We start from the raw sequence: 23,505 nt of genomic DNA, 5'->3' as shown, positions 1-23,505 counted from the left end.
GAAATGATGCGCAGCGCCGGAGGGTTATTTCGCCGCGGCGGTGCGCCACTGTTTGATAAACTCCAGTCGTTGTTTCGGCTCAAGATACGCCAGCAGCGTTTCATCGACCGGAATAGGCTTCAGCGCGCTACCGAGCATTTTGGTCATACCGTCGATATCATTTTTACCTTCGATATCATTGCGCAGGGAGGGAATATCGGCCTGGTTCGCCAGGATGCTTTGTCCCTTTTCCGACAGCACGTAATCAAACCACAGCTTCGCGGCATTAAGGTGCTCGGCTTCTGCGGTAATAAAAGAGACCCGCGAGAGCACCAGTACATAATCTTTCGGATAGGAGATGCCGAGCGAAGGATCGTTTTTGGCCCGCGCCTCCGCGTAGGATCCGAGAATATTGTAGCCAATCAGGTTTTCCCCGGAGGAGACGCGCTCCATCATCGTACCGGTGGACGATTGCACGGTCAGGCCGCCTTTCGCTATGCCCGCCAGATCGTCAAAGTAGCTGGCATCGGCTTTGCTGTCCTGTACCGCCAGCATAAAACCCAGACCCGATTTTTCAATGTCATAAGTCGTGACCTTACCTTTGAATTTATCGGCCTGGCCGGCGATCAGCTTCGCCAGCGCGGTATGCGAGTCCGGTACTTCGCCCTGAGGGATCAGCCGCTTATTGTAGATAAAGACCACCGGCTCGTAGGTCGTGCCGTAGGCTTTCTGTTGCCAGACCGCCCATTTTGGCAGCTTATCCCGCTCCGGCGAGGCGTACTCTTCGGCGTAATCGGTGGCGAGCTTCAGCGCCGTATCCATGGAAGAGCTCCAGACCACGTCGCCGCTGCCGCCGCCCGCCGCCTGTTCGCTGATATAGCGGTTGTACAATTCGGTGCTGTTCATATCGTTATATTCAACTTTAATGCCGGGATATTGCGCTTCAAACCCTTTAATTAACGGGCCTGCGGCCTTGGTATCGGTCGTTGAATAGATAACCACTTTGCCTTCTTTAATCCCGGCATCCACCACCTTTTGATAATCCGCCGGATAGCCCTGAGGAACTGCGGCAAGGACCTGTCCGGAGATAGCTGCCGTCAGTGAAATCACTAACCCACTAATTTTCATATACATAAAATCAACTTTTAGATATCAATTATTAAACTTAAATTTAACATATAGCGGGACGCCAGAGCCTTGCAACGCCGGGGTTTGTTTTTTTACGGCTTTTGTGACGCTGGCGTAATTTAAAGGAAGATTCGTGGGGCGCGGCTAAAGAGATAAAGGTTGTTGGGCGGAAATATTAAGAAAAGATTAAGTTTTTCTGTTTCTTACCCCCTCAGTATTGCGTTTTCTTACACACAAAAATAACACCCGCTGGCACCGGGCGAACATCAATCGCGCTTATGGATATTGCCATCAGGGTAAATTTTGCGATCGGCCTTACAATTGAGCTGTTAAATAACGTAATGAAAAGGCATTTCATCAAATGAACTAAAAAATGACAGCTGATATGAATATGACAAAAATCACAAAAACACGCTGAAGCCACTGTTTTGAAGAAAAGATCGCTGTTCACCATGTCATCGCCATCGTGAACAAGAAACGAGCACGGGAGGAAGAATGCGTTGACGAGCCCGAAAGCGCTCAGGAGCTGAAATGGCGGTGGGCACAACCCACAGAGACGAGATAAAGGGAGTTCGTGGCGAGTTTGACCGGACCTCTCCCCGGCAGTCCCTCATCCACAGCGTGTTGTTTGCCGGGGCTGTGGCCCGTTGCGGGTGTGGTTGTCACGGGTAACGGGGTCCGGATGTTCAGAGTCATGTAAAGTGTGGGAAATATACGGCAGGTCGATGTCGCCTCTGCTGTACGCGATGGCCACTTCGGTACCGTCGGTGAGCGGGGTGTGCCAGCCGTATGTATCACCAGAGTACGGCTTCGCCATCCGCAGCCAAAGATAGCCGTAGCCCGGCTCCGTGCTCTCCCGGTCGAAGTCCGGCTTCACCCGGTAGCGCCCCTGCTCATCCAGGTGAGCGTAGATATCATTCTTCTCCCGGCTCTCAACCCGGGCCGGAAGCGTGCCGTGAATTTCCGGACGCGGGATTTCCGCCGGGCGGAAACAGTAACGTTCGGTGTAAGGCTGGCCCCAGACTGACACATGCAGACGGGAATCACGGGCGCCACGGAAGGTCACCAGCGTGAGGATCACGCCTTCTTGCAGGGCCGTAATGACGTCGCCCTGCGGCTCCAGCACCTGCCCGGGAGTGAGGTGTGCAGCATTGCTGAACAGGTGAATGCGGGCCGACCTGTTCAGCTCCCGCTCGTGGTGAAGTCGGGCGTAGAACGCGCCAGATTCGGTTTCCGGCTCCGGGCTCGCGTCATCGCCCGCTTCACGATAAGGTGCCGCGTAGCGGTAATGCTCCCCGGTGGTGACCGCATCACTGCGCACACTCACCGCCGCATCCATCGGCGTGGTGGCGGTCCGGTAGTTGTAATCCCGCGTGACGACAGTGCTGGTGGCCACGTTGCGCCAGGTCCGCACATCCCAGACCGATTCTGCCGCGCCGTCGAACAACCCCGATGGCTCGCTGTACGGCAGGCGCACATCAAACTGGTCGTTAAGCTGGCTGTCGGCAAAAATGTACGTATCCAGACCGCGCACATCGTCCATCATCGAGCGCCAGTAAATTCCCACCTCAGACAGAATGCGCTGGATGAATTGCAGATCCGTCTCCTGCCACTGAGTGATAATTTCACGCGCCGGATAGGTGCGCTCCAGTCTGAATTCAAAATCTGGACCTTCCAGACCGTGTTTACGCAGCACCCGCTCAACCACCTCAGGAACGGACTGATTCTGATATACCGCGCACTGTCGGGTGTATCCCAGGAGCGCCAGGCGCGAACTGAGCGTAAGCCGGTAGTGAGACTGGTCCTTTGAGGTGGAAAGCCATTCCAGGCGGGTCACCATGCCGTGCACACTTTTGCCGCTCCGCATCCGGAAAGAGGCACGGCACTTGCTGTTCGAGTAGGGTCACATTGTGTGACTGTAAACGAGGTTCATACTTGAGTAGTACACCGGCCAACGTATCGATCAGCTCGTGGGCTGTCCCGGGCATGCCTTGCAGAATCTTGGTCATATCCGGCAAACCATAATCTGGGAGATGGGATATGGTCCCGGCCCGGGCGTTCAAAATATGCTGGATGTTATCCAGTACAGATAAAATGACCTGATCTTCTTCGTTTACAACTTCAAGGGGAAGATCCCCTGTAAAGTTGCCAGTAAGAATTTCATATTAAGGAGGGCGCTTTTTGATTCATAATATATCGAATTATATAAAATGATAGAGGTTTAGGTCCTAAGGAATAGGAATTATCCTATATTTCGTTTTAATTTTTTTGCAAGAATAATTATTGCGTAACCGGATAATGAGGAACCAAACATCAACATTACGCGAAGTGGATTTGTTCCATACCATGTATAAAACATAAATACAAAAGCCACACCAAGGATGGGTATTGAATGTTTTAATTTAATGAAGGCTGAGAGAAATATTATTGGAATAATAATGCACCGCATGTATAACATTACAAATCCAAGACCAACACCTCTACTTCGAGTAGTGAAATGATCCATATACCATTTGTAGCCGAAATAATGAACAGTGACAACAAGAATGCATCCAAGGACTGCAATTAGAATATTTATTGCAATGGTTTTATTTTTTCCAAATTCCATATTTTTCCAACTCACTATTTTTTATTGGGGCACCAAGCATTTCTGCTTTTACTGAGTTACTTATTTCTTTAACTTCAACTGCTGGATAAGATTTTCCCGTAGATGTTACTTTATATGTAAAATTCTTGCTAGCAAATAAAGCCCCTCTTAATACGAAATAATTATCATACTCATTGGAATAGTCCTCACTCCCTGTTATTGTACCTGCACCCCATTCAATTCCGATTTGTACTGTTTTAGTTATGCTCTGAGTGCTACGGTAGGTGTCAACGGCAAATGGTATCTGGCCCACGGCGTCCGTCCAATAGGGGATGTCGGAGATTAATACCAAAAGATATCCTGCTCCACCTTCAGGGTTCTGCTTCCAATCTCCTTCCATATTTTTATAAAAACTATATGATGGTCTGTCAATCAAGGAAAACTTAGCTATATCATCCCATGTAAATATTTTATATGCTTCTTTAGCATAGTCTGCGTCATTAATAAAAAGTAATTCCCTATAGTTATCTGCTAACGGCTCAAACCATTGATATTGAAAATGATCATAAAGGGTTTGAGCCGTTAATATTGAAAACCCATCCTCTTCGGCACCTCGTAAAACAAATAGAACCTCACCGTTTTTTCTGGTGATAATTAAAACGTTTGGTACTTTAATGTCATGAGGTGTGCTGTCATTTTCTGGAGTTGTTTTTCCTTTTATGCCCAGCTCAGTCTTTCCATCCTTTGTAACTATCAGATAGGGGGTTCCATCTATTTCAATATTTATTTTTTTCATGGTATTATTGCTCAGCTTACAAATATCCAATATTCATGTTCACTGTCTCTTTTGTCTATGTATCCATCTGTGCCGAAGCCAGAAAGTAGTTCCTCTCCATCCGATGTTTCAACACGATAATTGACATTTGAAGAGAAATTTAACTTTCTGTCGTAATACTGAATGATCATTGTCATCTGCTTCATTGACTCAATTGGTAGATCGGTTGCACCAGCAAACATAGTCCGCTTTACTTTGCGCAAATACGATGCTGTCGTACCATACTCGATCTTCCCGGCCTCAAGCTTCAGGTAACTGCCACCACCAATTAGGGTTATACGTTTCTTTCCGGCAAAGGAGATGTCACTCGCTGAGCTCAGCGTCAGCTTCTTCTCAGCGAACAACCGCATACTGGCGTTTTGTGCCTGGACATCTATTGGCCCTTCCCCGGATTTCAGGCTCAGTTGACCGGTGCGGGCAAAGAGCCCCAGCTTCTCCCCGATCAAAGCGGTCGCATTGCCCATCACTCCAACACTGAAGTCTTCTCCGGCGTTTAGCGCAAGGTTCCGTTCAGCGGCCAGCTGCATATCTTCACCACTGGTCAGGGCCACGCCTTCCGGCGCCGAGAAAAGCACCGCTTCATTGAGCGGTTTCAGCCGCTGCTCAAACATCTCTATCTGGCTGTCGACATCGCCCTTCAGCGCCTGCGCTTTTTCTGCGGCCATTTCCAGCTGCTGCAGTTGCTGATTAAGCCTGTCGATTTCCTTCAGCGCAGCGCTCATATCCAGTGCGTCACCCTGCGCTTTCGCCTGCGCATCTGCGCTGACAAACAGTCCCTTCCCGGCTCTCAGGGTTCCCCACTCGTCGGTGCGCAGCTCGGTGCCCGTGCCGCGACGTTGCCCCTGTGCATCCACCAGGTGCCCGCTGTTGAGCTGGGTCTTGCCGTACTCCGTGGCAAGTTTGATGTGCTCCTCACCGCGCTTATCCTCCATCCGCAGCTTGTTATTCGCCGGGGTGCGTAACACGTTACGGGTAGGGTTGTCGCGGGTGACGTGGTCCGGGTGCTCCGAGTCGTGCAGCGCATACGCGATGTACGGCAGGTCAATATCGCCGTTGCTGTACGCAATCGCCACTTCGGTGCCATCGATGAGCGGCGTATGCCAGCCCAGCGTTTCACCGGCATAAGGTTTCGCCATCCGCAGCCACAGGTAACCGTAAGCGGGTTCCGTCCCCTCCCGGTCGAAGTCCGGCTTCACCCGGTAGCGCCCCTGCTCGTCCAGGTGCGCGTAGATATCATTCTTCTCCCGGCTCTCAACCCGGGCCGGAAGCGTGCCGTGAATTTCCGGACGCGGGATTTCCGCCGGGCGGAAACAGTACCGTTCGGTGTAAGGCTGGCCCCAGACTGACACATGCAGACGGGAATCCCGGGCGCCACGGAAGGTCACCAGCGTGAGGATCACGCCTTCTTGCAGGGCCGTAATGACATCGCCCTGCGGCTCCAGCACCTGCCCGGGAGTGAGGTGTGAGGCGTTGCTGAACAGGTGGATACGGGCTGATTTGTTGAGCTCCCGCTCGTGGTGAAGTCGGGCGTAGAATGCGCCAGATTCGGTTTCCGGCTCCGGGCTGGCGTTATCGCCCGCTTCACGATAAGGTGCCGCGTAGCGGTAATGCTCCCCGGTGGTGACCGCATCACTGCGCACACTCACCGCCGCATCCATCGGCGTGGTGGCGGTCCGGTAGTTGTAATCCCGCGTGACGACAGTGCCGGTGGCTATGTTGTGCCAGGTCCGCACATCCCAGACCGATTCTGCCGCGCCGTCGAACAACCCCGATGGCTCGCTGTACGGCAGGCGCACATCAAACTGGTAGTTAAGCTGGCTGTCGGCAAAAATGTACGTATCCAGACCGCGCACGTCGTCCATCTCCGTGCGCCAGTAAATTCCCACCTCAGACAGAATGCGCTGGATGAATTGCAGATCCGTCTCCTGCCACTGAGTGATAATTTCACGCGCCGGATAGGTGCGCTCCAGTCTGAATTCAAAATCTGGACCTTCCAGACCGTGTTTACGCAGCACCCGCTCAACCACCTCAGGAACGGACTGATTCTGATATACCGCGCACTGTCGGGTGTATCCCAGGAGCGCCAGGCGCGAACTGAGCGTAAGCCGGTAGTGAGACTGATCCTTTGAGGTGGAAAGCCATTCCAGGCGGGTCACCATGCCATGAACGCTTTTGCCGCCACGCATCCGGAAAGAGGCATATTTCATCAGCACCTGCTCCGGGGGAATGTTCGCCTGCAGCGTGGTGAACTCAATGTCCCATCTGAACGGCTCGCTCAGGGCTTCCCTGCCGTAAAAGCGCAGGACATCCGGCTTCACTGTGCTGTCATTGATATCCAGAAAGTATCGGGTCTGTCCGTCGAAAAGCGCTGACCAGTTATCCATTACGTCACTCCTTTACCGGCACAAGGCTGAGCCAGCCATCACCCAGTTCAATCGTGCGGGGTTTGTCCGGGTCGAGGTCGTCACGGGTCAGCACCAGGCGCCAGCGGTTGTCCTTCTGATCCGGGCGGTTAAATAATCCCACCACCGCCACGAACTGAGCATCTTCATCCATGGGCATATTGAGCGTCACGCTGCCGTTGGGCATCACCAGCAGCGATTTTGACGCAAGCATATCGTCCTTAAGTACCGTATCGGCCTTGCGCAGCAGCGTCTGGTAATCGGCGGCATCAACCGCTTTACGATCCCTGAGCTGATAAACCCGCACCATGGTCGCCAGCGGCGTCTGTGCGCCATCGGCGTTAATGGCCGTGCGCGGGGTAAAATCCAGATGCAGCGTTTTAATTTTCCTGTAGAAGATGGATTTCGTGATGCTGACCGTACCGTCCGTGACGGTCTGCGTCAGACCGCAGCCTGCGAGCAGACCACAGGCAATAAGCGTCAGCACCCGCCAGCGGGTTATTGTTGCCATTCAAAAGTTCCTTTTATCCCCTTCATACTTCTGATTGCAGATGCGTTGGCTGCACGCACTCGCCCCGCCCGGTCACATAGTGATCTATGCTCCCGGGGACTCACGCGTTTGCCGCCTTCCTGCAATCAGAATTATTTTGGGGAGAATTAATGATTGATGATTAGTCGAAGCGGTAATGTCCGTCTTCAGCAGGGGGTAACACAGACCATTGCAACCCTTCATAACAGCCCAGACTGACGGTCAGACTCTCCTGGCTGTTGCTGAGTTTGCCTGCTTTCAGACCCAGCAAACCGGTGCGGCCCAGTTGGATACGCCTGCCTTTGCCAAGGCGGGGCTCAGGCAACAGCCGTACGGGTACAGTGAGGCGCAGTCGGGCGTCACTGCGGTAGCCGAGATAGACGCGTAACAGAACAAGAAAATCGGTATGGAGGACACCACCGGGTAACCAGCCTTCCGCCTCGTCCGGATCCGCTGTCTCCAGCGTCACCAGTACCCGGCTGCATGCTTCCCTGGCCGTTTTACCCAGCGTGGCCCGCTGCGAAAGACGGATACGGTTTCCGGCCCCCAGCCCACTGCGATTATCGATATGGACCTTAACCGGATCCGGTTCGGTGATAATTGCCCGGGTATTCGGCGCCAGCAGGCTCACCACAGCCCGGATGCCCTCGGCATTACGCGTGGGCAAACGCATGGTGCCCAGCAGGGCCAGGAAACGGGACACCGGCGTTGCCACCTGCTCAGACGTACCCGGTATACCGAGTCCCACCAGCCCCAGCAGACACTGTGATATGGCATCTCGCCCACCGGCCTCGAAGGTGGCCGGATACGCGTATTTTCGCCAGATCCGGTAATACTGCGTGGTGATGCGGTGGCTGAAAATGTCCAGGAATAAGGTGACCGCCTCGTGTCCTTCCCGGCGCTGCGCAATGTCGTCCAGCCAGGACGTTGGCAGAGGGGAGTCCACGCCATACATCCCCAGAAATGTCGTGCGGACCGTTGGGGGTAATGTCGGATGGTCTTCGTCGGTCTCCACCACCTTCAGGGTACTGACCGGGAAACCCATACCAGGCCAGGGTCTGAATCGTACCGGATCGTCGCCCGGATGGCTGGTGGCGCCCAGTTTGGGCGCGTCCGGATTTTCCTGTTCCAGCAGCTGGCAGAAACGATAGAAATTGGCCCGCCAGATATCTTTGTTAAGGGCCAGCGTCAGCCGGGTACGTGCTGGCTGTGATTCTCGCGCCATCTCAGTCGTTTCCCTGTCGGTTGCAGTACCAGCGTGAGCTGGTTAAAGAGGTGAATATCGGCATAGAGCGCAAAGAACCGGTGCAGCATCTCCCCGAAGAGATTCACATCGCCCTCGCCTGCAAAATTATCCGTATTTAGCGTAACCTCAATGTCCACGCCCCTGAGCATAAAGCCCTTCTCAAAACGGCGGATCAGGGTGTGCTTCACGGCGACGATTGCTTCAAGCCGACGGCGGTTCATCTCATCGTCAGTCCAGTCATAGAGCGCCAGCGTTCCCCGCAGAACCTCCGGATTGTCCATCATGCTGAGGAAGTTTGATCCGAGGTGGCTCATCACTCGCCAGTGAAAACGGTCATTTGCCGGGGGATATAGCGGCATTGTCGGTGCTGTGACGTTTAATACTCTGACGGGCACTTTGCCGGTTTTGACCACCCTGTCCAGCAGGGTACTTTCCAGCGCTTTTCGCGGAAGTTGCCCGTTGGTACCGGTTATTCGCATCGAAAGGGATTCTAGTTTATCGGACAGCTGCTCCAGCTCGAACGAGCGCCCCCCGAGAATTAACCAGGTGTCATACAGACCAGAGGGGCCGCGTTTCACGCGGGTGTGGTAATAACGTTCAGGGGCATCATGACGCATCATACCGCCCCGGTGCCGGAAGCTGGTGAACGGTACATAGGGGTGTTTGCCATTCTTCACCGCGCCATGGATGTTATCGACGCTGTAAATCTCGGTGTGGCCATCCTGAAGACGCAGCGGCCTGAGCAGGTATTCGTTATCCAGAGGATTAAGCGTCAGCGGATCGGCTTCCAGGGTAAAGAGATTGATAACCGGCGCACAGTGCAGCCGGAAGTTTTCTGTCTCAAAAGGCAGGTCAGATGACCAGGCTTCACTGAGCACAATATCGATTTCAAACCAGGAGCTGGCCTCAGTGAGCCCGATGGTGTCGAGACCGCGTAGCTCAACAAACATAAACTTCGGACGGAAGCTAAAATATTCCAGCAGCAGCTGGTAACCGCTGAAGGCTGTATCGGCTTTCTTCCACAGGCCGTCATTGTCATCAAAGCCCATGGGTTTGCACCAGCCATCAAACTTATGGCGTTCAGTTCCGGTACCGACATGACGGGCATACATAGCATGCACCCGGCGGGTCATCGCCAGATGCAGGGCTGAACTGACCGGGCTTTCGGCGTTCAGAAAAAGAGCGACTTTTTCGAGCCCGGACTTGCTCCAGTCCACTTTTTCCGGACACTCAAAACGCAGGCGAATAGCCGAGCGCCCATCCGTTTCAGTATGCAGACGCGCATCGGCAAGTTGCAGGGGTTGTAAGGGCACGTCCCGAGTGGTTCGGTACTGGCAGGTGGTTTTCTGCGGCCCAATCGGGCGCGAAAGAACAGAAAAGCCTTCGGCCAGCGTTTCTGCCTGACGCAGGCTGCGCCAGTCCGGCGTAAACTCTACGATGGCAAGTGACGGAATGGTCCGCATATAGTGTGGCCATAACAGACTCACCAGCCCCTCGGTCAGCTCCGGCAGATCGTCATCGAGCTTTTCACGCAGTCTGCCCATCAGGAAGGCAAATCCTTCAAACAGACGTTCTACATAAGGATCGCGCGCGCCGGGTTTATCCAGATTAAGCATCGCCGCCCGGTCCGGATGGGCCCGGGCAAATTCTTTACCCGCTTCGCGCAGATAGCGCATTTCGGCTTCATAGTAGCGCAGGGTTAAATCATCCATGCACAAATTTCCTGATAGTTAACAAAATATTAGCCAAACACAACCGCTGGTTCTGGCCGGTTCGACAACAACCCGCCTCGCCGGTAGAACATCCCTCGCAGAGGTGTCGACGCGGATAGCTTTAGCGGGTTCACACACTATTTTCGCCCGTGTACAGAGCTGCTTCGGATCGGTACCCGAGAGCGTATTAAGCTCTGTGTGCATTAGCGGAAAATTATCGTCATAAACTGGAGCATCGTCCGTTTCCGTTTCAGGGTTGACGGGTTTTAGCTCGTTATCCAGAGTGAGACAAAGTGCTGGAGGCGCTTTCGATAAGGCCTTACTGCTGTTCGTGATTTGTGGCATATGCCGATACAAGGATTTGGGGTGAGCGCATTTTCCCTTGTCTCATCATTCGACGTATTCAGCGCTGGCTGCAACCGTGAAGATGGCTTCGGGCAGCTTAAAGCCCTGGAGCTTCAGCAAGGCCAGCGGGCCATCACCCAACTCGCTGCGCATCACAAACTTCAGCGGATTGCCGTCCGGGGTGATCCACACCAGCTGCGTGCGGCTCGCGTCAAGGGGAGTGAGCAGGGCTTTGTCCAGCAGGCGGATGAATCCCCAGTTGCCCTGGTGATTAGCATAGAGCTGCATCCCGCTATTTACGCTACGCCAGCGGAGGCTGACGCCCGGGTAGTACGTGTTTCCCGGCCAGGTAAAGCTCTGCCAGCTTTCCATCTGGTTAAAGAAGTCCAGATTTTGCTCGTCAAGCGTCAGCTGCATGCGGGCTACATCACGGGAAGGGCGCGCCATCAATTCGAAATGAACGCTCGCATCTCCCTGAGCAAAAATGATATCCGCCAGTTCAGCCAGCTGATTGATGGCCCGCAGGAAATCCGGGCTCACTTCCATCCCCTGACTTGCTGAAGGATCGACGACCCAGCGATTCCCTTCCTGGTGAAGTATGCCGCCGAGATTAGTTTTCAGGAACGTAGCAATACGACCTGAGTCGCTGCGCAGGAACTGAGCCAGCAGAGGCAATGAGGCATCGCTGCCGGTAGTTTTAAATGGGTAGCGACCGGCAAACGCTTTGTTCCATTGATCGACAATAGTTGTTTGCCAGCGGGTATTAAGGCTTCCTGCTGCCGGAGCAAGTATCTGTCGCCATGCCAGATCCAGTGGCTGAACAAACAATGACTGACCGAACCCGTTCCACTCCTGACCCAGGCTTGCCGCCACCAGACTGCTATAGTCACGCGTATCGGTGAGATCGATAGCTTTGCCCTGAAACACGGTCTGGGCCAGCATCTGGGACATCGCCTGCGGATCCGGCGCACTGGTGACCTGCTGAAGTTTAAGGCGGACCTGTGTAACACGGGCAAGCCAGGACTGGAAGCTCAGATTACCATTACGTCCGGTCCCCTCCTTTCCTTCCATGAAACCCGTCAGGGGACCAAAAACGTCCTCCAGCGGCCCCTTCGGCCCCTGCGCCTGCTCAATGAACTGTCGGGCATATTTTTTCCGGCCAACCAGTTTTTTCGCCGAATCCACTATCGAATCCGCCAGCGCTTCGCCCTTCTCGCCCGTTTTTCCCTGGTAGTTGAGGGTGTTCATCAAGGCCACCAGGGGCGACCGGCGCACATCGCCGATCAGGCTGAGCTGGGCAATGGCTTCCGCAAGCGAAGTCGCATCCTGCCACTGAATGCTGTTGACCATATTCAGCCAGGCGTTACCAAAATCGGTAAAATAGCGTTCTGTCAGACGGGCTTTCAGCGCCTCCGGGGAGATATCGCTCCCTGTCTGGTGCGTCTTATCCGTCAGTACCCAGTCAATTTCATCGCGGCGTGTCTTGACGACCTCGTTAATCGCATCCTGAACCTGTTCTTCCCAGGCCTGACGCGTAAACATACCCGGGACGACTTCGTCAGTGCTGAATACCGTTGAGGCATCGGTGTCGCCGGTCATATCGGCAAGCGTTAAATCAGGCCAGTTGCTGGCCACGCGCTTAAGCATGTCCTGATATAACCCGGACTCAGCGTTCCGCTGGCCAATCTGCTTGAGCAGGATCTGACGGACCGTGCTGATTAATTCAGCGTCAGGCTTAATTTTCCATTCCGGATGAGCCGGGAGGTTCTGCGCATAAAAGCCCAGCAGTTTCGGTGCCAGGTCCTGCCATGTGCCATCCGGCACATTCTGACGTTTCGGTAAGGCTTTCAGGACGTTTTTTGCCAGCCAGTCTGCGTCTGCTTTGTCAGGACGGGCCAGCATCAGATAACTTTTGAGCACGTCGTAGGTATGCTGTGTGCCCTGCGTTCGGGCATCACTGGCAGGAGGAAGTTGCACAAACGAATTCAGCTGCTGCCTGAGACTATCGGCTGTGGCATCCCTCATCAGCTGTGCGTTATTTTTCGCATACAGGGGCCAAAGTGCGGCCAGCGTATCGCTGTCCTGATTAAGACCAAAACGGGTGTACCATGGAGCTCCGGTCGCCTCACGATGTTGCAGACGGGCAATAGCTTGCTGGAGTACGAGCTGGTTGTGCAGGCGTTCAGCAAGTGGTTTTGCGGTATCCGCTGCCTGCCTCGCCGTTTCCTGTGCCTCATAAATCTGGGTTCGGTTAACGATCAGGGACTGCAATGTACCGGTCCCCCACAGGACAATCAGGGAAAGCAGAATTAACCTCAGCATCTTCTGCCAGTCGAAGCCCAGCTTCCTGCCGCTGATGGCATCACAGTCATCAATGACGGCTTTCCATGTCGGTGTGTCGAGGCGCGTGTTCGGTACCGTTCCGGCAACGGCCAGTTCAGGGCTGAACATGACACCGCGTAAACGCCAGGCCGCAGATCCCTGCATCAACCCACTGAGCAAAACGGTCAGACTGGCTTTCAGTTCGTGTTGCAGACGGGAAGATAACTGGAGCAGGCCGTTATGAGCCGGATTATTCAGTATCTGTGCCATACCGGCTTTTTGCAGGCGCTGAGACAGCGTAGTCAATGCCCTATCCGCCTCTTTTATAGTGCCTTCCGGTCCGAATATCACCCCTGTCGCAGCCGTGTCCGCGTCCTGCTGAGCACCTTTCGCTTTATCAGTCAGCCACAGCCAGACAGGCGCCTGCCAGCCCAGCTGATGATCGGCTTTCTGGCGGCAACGCAAGAAAGCATCCCGTTCGCTATCCGTCGGGAGGGCTGAAGTACTCATCACCTGAATAATGCCATCAACCGGCTGGCCAGATCGCAGACGCTTCAGTTTTGAAAGGAAGATCTCATCCGGAAGTGACTGCGCATCACCGCCATAAATCAGTACGTTGCCGTCACCTTCCTGCCAGAGGTCATGGCACAGACCCGGGGCTGCTTTATGGACATCGTCCGGGTTGCCCATCACCAGCAGGAGTCGCACCTTACGCTGCCAGCGGCGTCCATAGCGAAAGCGCAGGTGTTCGGACACGGCGTCTTCGCTGAAGACCGGTTCATCGTCATCTTCTTCACTGAGAATGGTGTTCGTCACCGGAGTGATACTCTCAGCCTTTTTCTGGCCCCACTGGAAATACAACCCGGATTTACCCGCGTGGTCGAAAGCCTTCTCTATTAGCCAGCCGATCAAAAATATCGCGGCAACCAGTATGGCGCAGAATGTGAGTATCCGTTGACCGTCATACGGTCCGAAGCCGGTGGCTGAGGCCACATTTTCCGGAAAGGCATAAAACAAAAATGCCACGATGACTGTCAGGAAAAAGGCGACAGTCACAACCGAGCCGATGAGAGTTTTTACTTTTACCTTAGACATTCTTAGGCGATTCCTTGCGAACTTCTTCTTTGGTGATGACGGCGACCCAGATGTCGTCCTTATCAGCGGCGGGTTGTGCGGCGATAACCTGCGCCCCTCGTTGTTCAACGTCAGCATTAGCAAGCGTGATGGCCAGCCATGGAGCAGCATGGCCGGTATATCCCAGCACGGGATCGATACTGGAATTGTCTTCTGAAAGACTAAATTCCACTTCGCTCTCTTCGCAGGCATTATTCCAGCCGCTGTCCGACGTCAATGTGGGACCGGAGATCCAGCTTCCTTTGAGTTCATTGGGCAGGGTCTTCGACCAGAGCAGCGCCCGGGTGAGCGTCTTTGTGAGCGTTGTTTCTGTTCCCCTTTCGGGGCGATGAAGGCGGAGAGCATCCGGCCAGGCATGGGCTTTGCGGTTGCTTAATACCACCATTGAGACAGCATCAGCATCTTCTTCCCGGGGATACGCCGGTAACGACACGGTAATGGCAACCAGAATGCCCGGGTTGTCCCATCGCTTGTCCAGCCAGGCATCAAACGCCCCCAGACCTTTTCCGGCCATCAGGCGAAAAATCCTGCCGGTCTTTAGTGAGAGAGCGGCCTTAAGCTGCTCTTCAATCAAGGGGTACAGGTCGTTATCACAATCCAGTACCAGCCAGCATGGCAACTCCGGCGGAAGCGGCTGAACGATCCCTTCTACACGCGTTGTCAGTTTAGTCACCGCCGCTGTCAGGGCCTTTGTTAAATCAGTCTGGTATTCTGTTAATGCCGCGTATCTGACCGGTTTGTCATATCCTCTTGGGCGAGAGAAGTCGATAGCGGGGGCCGCGACTTTCATTGCCTTCAGCAGGTCATCGGCGCTGTTTCCGGCCGGACTCTGAATATAAGTACCGAGGATCCAGGCGCAGCGTTGACCGCGCAGAATTTCACTGTCAATAAGCGCTTCTCGCTCGACATTTCGGGACTCGGCCCCCACCTGTTCGGCTTTGTAGGCAAACCGGCGTAAGCCGAAAATAAGCCCCCAGGTACAAAATGGAAGACCCAAAGCGGTGAACCAGAAGACAAATCCGGTTCTCTCTGACGTCCAGCACCATAGCGTGAGCGCTATGCCCCCCAGCATGATAAACGCGAGGAATAGCAACCAACGACCGGTGCCGGGACGCGCTACCTTAGGAGCCTTTTCAGGGATGGCATCCAGCCAAACGGGCATAATCAGGCAACCTTTGCAGCGGAAAATGAACTGATCAACGTGCAACCACAGGCGCATTTGTGGCCGTGAAATGCAACCGGGATACCATGATCAAGATAATCAGGATTGCCTTCTATGATAGTTGTAGGGCCATGTCCCGGAACCGGGCAGGACACTTTGTCGCCTTTGCGGGCAACACCAATACCACCGAATTTCATCGTTTCAGAAGCGGTCAGTACAGAACCGCCGTGAGTGGTTTTATCGCCTTTACGTATTATCTGAAGCATACTATGCCTTTTATTTATAGGGGGGATTTACAGGATGCTCTCTTCCAAAATGATATTTTTAATTACATCATTATCTAGCATGAAACTCAGGGTGTTATTTTTGAAATGATAGCTTATTTTGTCTTTGCTTCTTGATGTGGGTTCTCCATAAGCATTTATTATTTCATTTTCATTCATGCCAACATATATACCACGACCAGTGATGTACTTATTATTTATTACAGTTATGGTAGTAATTCGATATAAATCAAAATCATCACCAAAATGCTTGTAGTTTATATTTGAAGAGCGAATAATGAATCCTTTCCAGTAGTTATCAAAATACTTGTACGTTTCATCACCTTTCGATATATAGTTGCTCCAGGCCCCCGTTTCAAGTTGCTCTTTTTCCCCACACCTACCCCATGCTTTATAAAACCCTTCGAACGAAGAGCTTAATTCTATATTTCCATTTGGGGAGTAAATGCTTAAGTCAGCGCCATTAAATTCTGGTGTGTTTGTTTTTTCCGTTTCAGAGAGATCATCGTCTTTAAGCCATCCCATGACAATGCTGCCATCTTTTCTTGTATATCTCCCGAACTCATATCCTCCGGATTTCAAAAAGCCGACAAACGTGTTGTTACTAATTAGAAAAAGCTTATTATTTCTTGAGTTGTCATCTGGCGTTGAATGGAAAAAAGTTTTGTTAATCACTTTATATGAGTGTATGTTTTGTTCGTAGTCAGCTTTTTTCCAAGACTCATCGCAAGCAGCATAAGAATGAAATGACAGCATAGACATTATTAATAGCAAGATTTTCTTCATTTTTAGCCCTTCTTATAAACAGGTATTTCGAAACGTAAGTTTGCATCCGGGAACTGATCAAACATTTTCTTCATGTCAGTTTTTTGTATAAGAGCCCAGTTTATCGATGTTGCATACTGCCTGGTTCCGGGATTGGATGGGTTCCATCTCATTTTATATAACGTGTTTTGTTGGTTTTTACTATTATTAACAAATTTTTCCGAAATCCATTTTGCGCCACCATCGATAGCCTCATCTACTGAGAACCAACCTTTGTTATAAGCAACTACAACCCCGTTTTGAGTGTTGCCAGGAAAAACACCTATACCGTACATATTATAAACATGCCTGTTGTTATACATTTTGCTTCCATTGGCAAACGCATGTCTACCACGGTCAGTTTCCAGAATTGCATGTGATGCTAAATAAATTTCGCTTACATTATATTTTTGTGCAGCAGCAATAAATACATCTTCTTTCCCTGATAACACACCTTGACCGGAAAGTAACTTACCTAAATCTTCGCGAGAAATACCCGAAGGTGCAGAAATGTCGAGGAATTGATATATTTCACTGTTTTCCTGATGAAGCTCAGGATTCATATAGTCCCGAACTTGCTCACGTGTTACGGCACCATAATTGCCATATGTAGGAACACTATCGCCAGTAAGTGACATTTGCTTGTTCAAGGCATAATCTAAAGTATAATCGTAATTCTTGTAGACGATAGTAATCCGGTTAGCACTTTTTAACGTACCCAAAAAAAGGATAGGATGCATATGCCACAGTGAAGGCCCTAGTTTCTCAGTGGACACATCCTGCATCCATGCCATTTTATCAAGAAAATCTTCGCTATATTTCTTCCATTCTGGGGCTTCTTTTTTCAGCGCATTGAGGAAAGGTTGCCAGATAGCATCATCTTTTTTGAAGTACCAATCGCTGGGATGTTTTACGATTGTTTTCTGGATGGTGTCACGATAGTCGGGATTATGAAGTGCTCTCCAGTATTCCATCGGAGAGTAACGGTCGCTTCCACTATCAATTTTATCCAGCAGGCGCTGATAATTATGCTTAACCAGGGCATGACTGGTTCGCGTATCACTGGTCGCAACCTCATAGAGCGAGTTGATAAGGCTGCGGAAGAATCCAACAGGCTGGTTTTTTCCATCCAAGTAATCAAAACTGGTAGGCTCTGAGGTTTCAGTTCTGAAGCCCAGCTTTGCCAGATCATACTGCGACAAGAGTTGAGGTTCCGCCTGGCCTTTGGGGACGTAAGCATTTTCTGGTCGCAGCTGCCAGTATTCTTGCTTTGTTGAGGTATCAGTTTCAGTTGTGACCTTACTCAACGGTAGAATGCCTGTCCGCGTTGTCGACGTCGAGCCCTTTGCGAAAGTGCCCTTCGCAACATCTTTTGTGAAAAGAGCAAGGCCAGGAGAATACTTCAACCAGAGCGGGTTTTTCTCCCCCACTTTTTCTGGGTTGGTCAGGAAATTCTCCAGATTATCATCCATGCTCGTGCATTCGATATGTACCTGGTATCGTGCCTCATAACCACCATCTTTTGGTGCCTGATAGTAGCCCATGTGGCCAATCGGGTCACCGGCCTTAATAGCAAATGGAAAACTGAGACTTACTGTCTTATCGAATACCATGACTTCCTTTGCGGGAGGAAGCAAATGCCGCCACCAGCCTGGACCAGCCCCCGGCGCTGGCTTAATATTGTTGTTATCCACAACAACCCAATAGCGCTGACCAGGTGTGAGGGTACTGCTGGTTTCTTCTGGTAATCCTTTCAGTGTTACAAGACCATATTTTCGCTTGTTATTTCCTGTGGCGTTAAGATTGCTGTCTGCCGGGTCCCACTCCACTCTTGCCCCTTTAGGTATGTGCCCTGCAATTTGTGGAGAAGTTTTATCTGAAGTCAGTTTTGCCGTCAGCCAGTCCATTTCAGAATATGCTCTTAGAGTATTCTGAATGGCCCACTGATTTTCTGCTTCAGCCTCATAAGCTGAATACGGCGCAAGATGCATATACAGGGTGTAGAAATGCAGCCCGCTGGATTCTTTCTCCCCCGGTTGAATAAAGTGTTTAACCAGAACAAACGAACCAGAAAAGCTCAGTGGGCCGGATTCCCATGCAAGCGTCAGATAATCCTTGCAGACACGATAAGCAACCACTTCGCCGTCAGCCATGCATCGCACAGCCTGCTCACCTTTAAAGGGAACTGGGAAATCTAATGCTTCAAGAGGAGACTTGCCACTCAGAGCACACCACGGGGTCGTTGCTTCCGTGATATGGATCCCGCCATGCCACATCCCACTGCGACCAATCATATACTGCCCGGTGGATTCCCCCCCAATATGAGAGAGGATCTCTTCCTGATTTTTGAACTCACTTCCCCGACTGTTGGAGGGGATCGGCCAGACTATTTTGATTTTTCCTTTTCGGATAGCCGTGGCGTTCTGCTCTGATGTGGTATTAGCGCCATAACGATAAAGTGCATAGGGTATGTTTTGATCACGATATATCTGGGCAGGATAGAACCCCCTTTCCTGGACAAAATCAGATACCCAGTGTGTACCATTAAACATCGCCATATGACCATGCACATGATGTGGTGCTGCCTGGATTACGACAACATCCCCCACTTGCTGACCAGAAATTGTGAATACACCGCCAGTACGCACTGTTGTAGCGTTATCCACAACTTTAAAGTTATTTTCAAGCAGCCATGGGCCATAATTTTTAGCTGATTCAATTCCTGAATTTTTTGCAGATGCCCCTCCAGCGATTAATGCTTTTTTAACATAGCGGGCACATTTTGACTCGCCATATTTAAGCTTTTTATCTATGCCATTTTTAAAATTTTCAGCGTTAATTTTCGCTCTGGCCAGGGCTTGAGTGTTTAAAACACTAACTGCTACATTCTTGTCCAGCATTTATTCTCCCCCCTCTGCTTGTCGAGGGCAATAAATACTACTATGAGATATGGGCTTAACAGAATCCATTAACCAGTTCCCTTTTTCTTTAACCAGGTTAACGGCATACAGGGATACGCCCTTACCATATCCTAATGTTAGCTTCACTTGTGCGACCTGGTCATTCTCTGAAACAGTTTCCACATTAATGCTGTCTTTCCATTCTTCACAAATATCCTGAGCATCGACAAAATAATCAGCACCCGATTCATCATTATCCCGCAGACTTCTGAGATGCTCAGTTGTATATTCAAAAATAGCTTTTTGAGTTAGTTTATCAGCTGATTCCATATCAGGCGTTTCAGACGCAACAAGGTAATCATGATAAAATTTTGCAACAATTTCCCGAGGCATTGAACTATCGTTTGCTGAAGCTGAGGCTATATTGGCCACGCAGAATAAGCAACAAGCAAAAATAATCTTCTTCAACATGAACGTCTCTCCGTAGATATGTTGGTATTTGTATAAGTAGTCGAGGTGAGAAATTTAGAAAATGACCACGTTCTTATTGTTCCGTTACGCTGGTGATTTTCCACTTCTCATCAATTCTTTCTAGCACAACCTTAAATTTAACTTTAGGCTCGGAACCTGCTCCTAAAATAACGTTGACTGAAGAGTCATTCTCTTTCCGATATACATCAAAGGTACTTATACTTGCTTTCCATGAAGGATAAACATCTTGTGATTTTGTAAAATAATCAACATCAGTATCAACCCAAGCACCATGCCAGTTACAAATATAACGCCCTTTAAACTGCTTGCATTCGCGCTTTTGTGAACATTTCCCTTCGAGTTCTTCTGCCGACGCTGAATCATCAGAATCATAATTACACATCATAGAGTCGTTAATGCTTTTCATTAATTCATCAGAAACATATTGACTGAGAAATCGACTGTTGTCCGATGATTCTTCTTTCAAATATGACTTATAAAAATTGTACACGATGCTTTCTGGGCTTGTTTGCTCGGATGCCTGTGTAAAATTTGATAAACAAAGCAAAAATGCAAATAAAAACACATTACGCATATGAGGAATTAATGGATCCATCATCAGCCCTTAGTCATTAAAAGATTTGCTGCTGATTTTATTTTCCTGGGTGATATCCGTCAGGCTGAAATTAGGTGTTTCGTTGGGGAGATTCGCGCCGGTGCCTGGTACCAGATAGTCAGACGTTTTCATAATGAACTCACCTGATGAACCATGTTCAATGCCGTTCTTACTCAGCCTCAGGTAAGACCCGCCACCGTTAAGTGTCAGTGTTTCCGGCGTGCTGATAATAATTTCGTCTTCACTACTGGTCACCGTCAGCTGTTTTTCAGAAAACAGTGCCATCGTGTTGTGCTGAGCCTGAATTTCGATATCTCCCTGGTTGGCGACCAGCTTAGCCCCTTCTTTATAGACAAACATACCCAGGGCTTTTTCTACCGTTACAGACAGATTCTTCATCGCACCGATATCAAGATGCTGACCGGCATTGACCATGGTGTTGCGGGTGCTGCTGAGCTGAAGGTGTTCACCTGAGGTCAGTGCCACCCCCTGCGGAGCGCTGCCCAGCAGGACCGCAGACCGGAGATCTTTGATTTTGTCGGTCACGAGACTAATCTGGGTATTGATGTCACAGACCAGGGCTCCTGCGGCTTCAGCAGCGCTGTTCAGCGCCTGCATCTGGCTGTTGGCCTGGTTAATCTGGTTAATCGCTGGCGCCATTTCCAGCACCGGGCCCTGGGCTTTGGACTGGGCATCCGCCGTCAGGAACAGCCCTTTTGCCGCACGAACCGCACCATGCTCGTCCGTACGCAGTTCAAAACCGGCGCCGCGCTTTTCACGCTGGCCATTGACCAGGTGTCCCATGTTCAGTTGCGTTTTGCCATATTCCGTTGCGAGCTTGATATGCTCTTCCTGGCGCTTATCCTCCATCCGCAACTTATTGTTCGCCGGAGTGCGCCACACGTTCCGCGTATGATTGTCACTGGTGACATGGTCCGGATGTTCTGAGTCGTGCAGGGCATAAGCGATGTAGGGACGATCCGGGTCTCCGCCGTCAAAAACGACGGCCACTTCCGTTCCGTCGATAAGCGGGGAGTGGAATCCGTACGTATCACCGGCATACGGTTTAGCCAGCCGCAGCCACAAATAGGCATAACCCTGTTCAGGACTGTTACGGTCAAAGTCCAGTTTTACCCGGTATCGCCCGTCCGGGTCGAGCCAGGAATAGGTGTCGCCTTTCTGTGTGCTTTCCACCCGGGCAGGCAGCGAGCCGGATATCACCGGTCGATTGAGCAGTGCCGGACGATAACAGACGGTTTCACTGTAGGGGATGCCCTCAAACGTCAGCGTAAAGCTACTTTTGCGCGAACCACTGGTGCGCACCGTGGTGATGACGATGCCTTCCCTGACGGCATCGGGAAGCGTTCCGTCCGTTTCCAGTACCTGACCCGGAGCCAGATGAGGGCTGGAGGAATGCCCGGTGACGTGATATTGCGCATTCAGAATGCGTTCGTGACGCAGACGGGCGAAGTATGCCCCGGTCTCCGGGCTATCAGCGTCACCTGCTGTCAGGAAGGGTTCCGCATAATGGTACGTTTCTCCGGCGGTGATCCCTTCTTTGCTAAAAATGCTTTCAGTGCTGCCCTGAGGTTTCAGCGCTTCGCGATAGTTGTAGTCACGGGTGGCCACACTTCCGCTCACCACATTGTATGCGGTCTGAATATCCCAGATGCTTTCCTGCCCGCTGTCACTCATGCCTGCCGGGTTACGAAACGGCAGGGTCACACCAAACTGATACTGCTCCTGAGAGTCCTGAAAAATGACCACATCCTGCTCAAGGCGGCTATCCATCGCAAAGCGCCAGTAAATACCGACTTCAGCCAGCAGACGCTCAATGAACTCAAGATCGGTTTCCCGCCACCGGGTAATTAGCTCTCGCACCGGATACTCGCGGGACAGCCGAAACTCAAAGTCCGCGCCTTCCAGCCCGTGTTTACGCAACACCTTTTCCACGACTTCCGGCACAGTCTGGTTGAGGAAAATTTCACTGCCTTTCGTATGTGCTAACAGAGCGATACGTGGAACCAGCGTCAGCGCATAAACGGTATCCTCTCTGGACGTGGACAGGCGTTCGAATGACGCCACCACGCCATAAACGGAACGAACGGGTACGGCCGGAGCCCCGTAAAACTGCGGGGTCTGAAACGTAAACGACGCAGGTTTTAACAGCACCAAATCACTGGCGATATCCGGTGTCGAGCAGGTCACGGAGATACCAAATCTCCAGGGCTTGCTGAGCGACTCAACCGAACTGAATTTCAGCACATCAAGAAATTCTGTGCAGCCATGCACGTCCAGCCGGTAGCGTGACTGACCTAATCGTTGTTTTGCCTGACTGGCCGCATCGTTTATCACAGGGATGGCGGGATTATCCATGAGTCTCTCTCTTTGTCGGTTCCTGGGCACGCTACCGCCCCTCGCTGTTCACCAAAGCGCATCAGGTCAGGCAGCAGATTGAGTTTTTCTTTGCCGAGTACCCGCGTCTCAGGTAATCAGCAAAAAAACGCGGACAGGAAAACCTGTCCGCATCAGGATTACGCGGTGGTACGTTCGTTCCAGCTGTCGGAATGGATGATGTTGCCGTCCTTGTAGGTCCAGGTGATTTTTTCGTAACGCAGCTCAATCTGCTCGAGGTGGTTATGCTTCTCGTAGGACGGGTCCTTGACGTCGTGCATCAGCGGGCTGACCTTCACCACCTTCACGTTCTCAAGCTTCGTGTTGAAGTACTCCACTTCCTGACCGGCGTCGTTGATTTTGTACCAGCGGAACTCCGCCGACTTCAGCGTCTGGCCGGTTGTTACCGCCTTGTACAGGTACGGGCTGGAGGCGTCGATTTCCTTAGTGAACAGGAACGGCGTGTGGATTCGCGTGCCGGTCAGCTTCCCGGTGTTGTTGTCGGTCGGGATGTACAGGTTATGCTCCTGCGCCACCACCTCGATGCTGCCCTCACGGTCCTTCACGTCCACGGAACCTTTGATGTCCGCGCCGCCGTCGTCCTTCAGCCACAGATAGACTGGAATTGCCATATTACTTCTCCATTTATACACGT

16 protein-coding genes and 2 pseudogenes are annotated in these 23,505 nt (G+C 51.5%); all 18 read right to left on the bottom strand.

Annotation, left to right across the window (positions count from 1 at the left end; all coding sequences use genetic code 11):
* Positions 1–24: 24 nt before the first annotated feature.
* A complete protein-coding gene (locus tag JLG71_RS11920) occupies positions 25–1,113 on the bottom strand; it encodes an ABC transporter substrate-binding protein (protein ID WP_004851647.1) in 1,089 nt (362 codons plus the stop codon).
* A gap of 587 nt (positions 1,114–1,700) precedes the next feature.
* Positions 1,701–2,974: pseudogene (locus tag JLG71_RS11915) on the bottom strand (type VI secretion system Vgr family protein); the annotation flags it as partial.
* 13 nt (positions 2,975–2,987) lie between these two features.
* Positions 2,988–3,297: pseudogene (gene tssE, locus JLG71_RS11910) on the bottom strand (type VI secretion system baseplate subunit TssE); the annotation flags it as partial.
* 52 nt (positions 3,298–3,349) lie between these two features.
* Positions 3,350–3,715 carry a hypothetical protein gene (locus JLG71_RS11905; RefSeq protein WP_129896993.1) on the bottom strand — a complete coding sequence of 122 codons (366 nt, stop codon included), beginning with the start codon at positions 3,713–3,715 and terminating at the stop codon, positions 3,350–3,352.
* Complete coding sequence (locus tag JLG71_RS11900) at positions 3,696–4,490, bottom strand: hypothetical protein (RefSeq protein ID WP_025105883.1); 795 nt, start codon at positions 4,488–4,490, stop codon at positions 3,696–3,698. Before JLG71_RS11900 ends, JLG71_RS11905 begins: the two co-directional genes overlap by 20 nt.
* A gap of 11 nt (positions 4,491–4,501) precedes the next feature.
* Positions 4,502–6,913 (bottom strand): type VI secretion system Vgr family protein, encoded by a 2,412-nt coding sequence (locus JLG71_RS11895; RefSeq protein ID WP_224394457.1) that lies wholly within the window; start codon positions 6,911–6,913, stop codon positions 4,502–4,504.
* A gap of 4 nt (positions 6,914–6,917) precedes the next feature.
* Positions 6,918–7,442 (bottom strand): type VI secretion system lipoprotein TssJ, encoded by a 525-nt coding sequence (tssJ, locus tag JLG71_RS11890; RefSeq protein ID WP_025105885.1) that lies wholly within the window; start codon positions 7,440–7,442, stop codon positions 6,918–6,920.
* Positions 7,443–7,602: 160 nt separating this feature from the next.
* Complete coding sequence (tssG, locus tag JLG71_RS11885) at positions 7,603–8,685, bottom strand: type VI secretion system baseplate subunit TssG (protein WP_116281042.1); 1,083 nt, start codon at positions 8,683–8,685, stop codon at positions 7,603–7,605.
* Entirely contained in the window at positions 8,649–10,418 is a 1,770-nt protein-coding gene (tssF, locus tag JLG71_RS11880) for a type VI secretion system baseplate subunit TssF (protein WP_025105887.1), read from the bottom strand. Before tssF ends, tssG begins: the two co-directional genes overlap by 37 nt.
* 390 nt (positions 10,419–10,808) lie before the next feature.
* A complete protein-coding gene (locus tag JLG71_RS11875; RefSeq protein ID WP_025105888.1) occupies positions 10,809–14,180 on the bottom strand; it encodes an ImcF-related family protein in 3,372 nt (1,123 codons plus the stop codon).
* Entirely contained in the window at positions 14,173–15,381 is a 1,209-nt protein-coding gene (locus JLG71_RS11870) for a membrane protein (protein WP_025105889.1), read from the bottom strand. The genes JLG71_RS11875 and JLG71_RS11870 overlap by 8 nt, the downstream gene beginning before the upstream one ends.
* 2 nt (positions 15,382–15,383) lie before the next feature.
* Entirely contained in the window at positions 15,384–15,647 is a 264-nt protein-coding gene (locus JLG71_RS11865) for a PAAR domain-containing protein (protein WP_071998059.1), read from the bottom strand.
* 27 nt (positions 15,648–15,674) lie between these two features.
* Positions 15,675–16,451 (bottom strand): hypothetical protein, encoded by a 777-nt coding sequence (locus JLG71_RS11860; protein ID WP_200914232.1) that lies wholly within the window; start codon positions 16,449–16,451, stop codon positions 15,675–15,677.
* Positions 16,452–16,453: 2 nt separating this feature from the next.
* The gene (locus tag JLG71_RS11855; protein ID WP_258182381.1) at positions 16,454–19,027 is read right to left on the bottom strand and encodes an N-acetylglucosaminidase; all 2,574 of its coding nucleotides are present in this window, start codon (positions 19,025–19,027) and stop codon (positions 16,454–16,456) included.
* A 342-nt stretch (positions 19,028–19,369) separates the two neighbouring features.
* A complete protein-coding gene (locus tag JLG71_RS11850) occupies positions 19,370–19,840 on the bottom strand; it encodes a DUF3828 domain-containing protein (RefSeq protein WP_025105892.1) in 471 nt (156 codons plus the stop codon).
* A 73-nt stretch (positions 19,841–19,913) separates the two neighbouring features.
* Positions 19,914–20,459: a DUF3828 domain-containing protein gene (locus JLG71_RS11845; protein ID WP_224226603.1), complete on the bottom strand. Its 546-nt coding sequence runs from the start codon at positions 20,457–20,459 to the stop codon at positions 19,914–19,916.
* Positions 20,460–20,465: 6 nt separating this feature from the next.
* Positions 20,466–22,832, bottom strand: a complete 2,367-nt coding sequence (locus JLG71_RS11840) for a type VI secretion system Vgr family protein (RefSeq protein WP_200914229.1) — start codon at positions 22,830–22,832, stop codon at positions 20,466–20,468.
* A 158-nt stretch (positions 22,833–22,990) separates the two neighbouring features.
* Positions 22,991–23,482 carry a type VI secretion system effector Hcp gene (hcp, locus tag JLG71_RS11835; RefSeq protein ID WP_129897003.1) on the bottom strand — a complete coding sequence of 164 codons (492 nt, stop codon included), beginning with the start codon at positions 23,480–23,482 and terminating at the stop codon, positions 22,991–22,993.
* Between the last annotated feature and the right edge of the window lie 23 nt (positions 23,483–23,505).

Origin of the sequence: Klebsiella michiganensis (assembly GCF_015139575.1) — a bacterium.
Taxonomy (GTDB): Bacteria; Pseudomonadota; Gammaproteobacteria; order Enterobacterales; family Enterobacteriaceae; genus Klebsiella; species Klebsiella michiganensis.
Note: the sequence above shows the minus strand (reverse complement) of the source record. Positions and strands in the feature narration are given on the sequence as shown.